Raw genomic sequence first — 1,613 nt, 5'->3', positions numbered from 1 at the left:
TGCCCAGATAGCTCAGTCGGTAGAGCAGGGGATTGAAAATCCCCGTGTCGGCGGTTCGATTCCGTCTCTGGGCACCAAATACCGAAAACCCTGAATCGCAAGATTCAGGGTTTTTTTATGCCTGCGATTTGACGAGGCACTGCTCCAGCCACCATCGAAGCGACAATTCCCACCTCCTCTCGCCACGCCAGCAAGTGCCTGTAACGGTTGCCGGGGCTGAGCCCCGAAAAGCCTTCAGGCATCGGATATCAGTAATTCCTGGTTGTCCCTGGTCTGTCAGAATGCTCCGTATGCTTTAACGGAAATGGGCGACATACGCTGATCGTCGGTTTGCACAGAATGGGCATTTTTGGCCTGTCGAAATTTTCGTCTCCTATCGTTATTTCAGAAGTCCCGTTGAGGCTGCAGGGCTGACTTTTGCCACACGTCCTGACTGTTGAGTGGCCAGTCACGTGGATGACTTGCCAATAATTGTAAAAGAGGGATTGGGATGTCTTGGGATGTAATTGGCCTATTGGCGCTCGTGGCGTTCTGCGCCGGTTTTTTTGATGCGATTGCGGGTGGGGGCGGACTGATAACATTGCCGGCACTGTTTTTGGCTGGGGTAGATCCCATCAGTGCGATTGCCACGAACAAGTTCCAGGCCGCTTCGGCAACTGTTTCGGCAACTGTTACCTTTGCTCGCAAAGGAATGATCGAGTGGCGCGAAGGCCGTTTCCTGGTTATCTGCGGATTTATTGGCGGCGCCAGTGGTGCCTTGCTGGTCAGCTCCATTGATAAGCGCTACCTGGAAGTTTGCGTGCCTATCATGCTGATACTGGTGGCCATCTATTTTGCGCTCTCACCAAAGCTGGCCAATGAAGATCGACGCAAGAGAATCGGCATTCTGCTTTTTTCGTTTAGCGTGGCGCCGATTCTTGGCTTCTACGACGGTATATTTGGCCCCGGTGTGGGCTCTTTCTTTATCGTCGGATTCGTACTGCTCTGCGGCTTGGGCATGATGCGGGCCATGAGTTTTACCAAACTTGCCAACGCCTCATGCAATCTCGGTTCTCTGTCGGTCTTTATCACCAAAGGTGTGATTATCTGGCCGGTAGCCATTGCCATGGCTTTGGCAGCCTTCGTCGGCGCTCAATTGGGTGCACGGGCCGCTGTTCGGGTCGGACCACGGCTGATCAAACCTATGTTGATCGTGGTCTGCTGCGCCTTGGCCATCAAGCTGCTGAGCGTAGAAACCAACCCTTTACGCGTTGCACTCATCCAGACACTGGCTTCGCTATGATCATCACCCGGTGATGACCAGCGCTTCCTTTTGCCTGGGATCTGACGATGCACCCACTCAATGTCGCCAGACTCTCAATCTTCATTTGAAAAAACCCGCGTATCCATCACCGGGATCGCGGGTTTTGTCGTTTCTGGCCCCGGGCCTGCTGGATGACGACGCTCACATCCGGAATGTATTCATTCCCCCGACCCGTCAAGGCTGACGGCGGTGAGGGGCAACAGGAGTGAATGGAGGTATTTCATGATGACGACTCCCGGGTTCTGCAGTACCCAATCGTTACATCCATTGGATTTCCTGTTGGTGGGAGGGGTCTTGGATTGATTTGGCC

General features: G+C 53.7%; 1 protein-coding gene and 1 tRNA gene. Both read left to right on the top strand.

What is annotated here, in order from left to right; all coding sequences use genetic code 11:
- The first annotated feature begins 1 nt into the window (after position 1).
- Positions 2-77 (top strand) — tRNA-Phe (locus ACXRVY_RS28040).
- Between the two features lie 413 nt (positions 78-490).
- A complete protein-coding gene (locus tag ACXRVY_RS28035; RefSeq protein WP_223511754.1) occupies positions 491-1,282 on the top strand; it encodes a TSUP family transporter in 792 nt (263 codons plus the stop codon).
- The last annotated feature ends 331 nt before the right edge of the window (positions 1,283-1,613 follow it).

This window comes from Pseudomonas sp. P5_A2_2 (genome assembly GCF_054177685.1).
The sequence above is the reverse complement of the archived record's forward strand: the minus strand, read 5'-3'. Positions and strand labels throughout refer to the sequence as shown.

Excerpts from the sequence above, each read along its gene's own strand:
- ACXRVY_RS28035 (WP_223511754.1), top strand. The coding sequence starts at position 491 with ATGTCTTGGGATGTAATTGGCCTATTGGCGCTCGTGGCGTTCTGCGCC.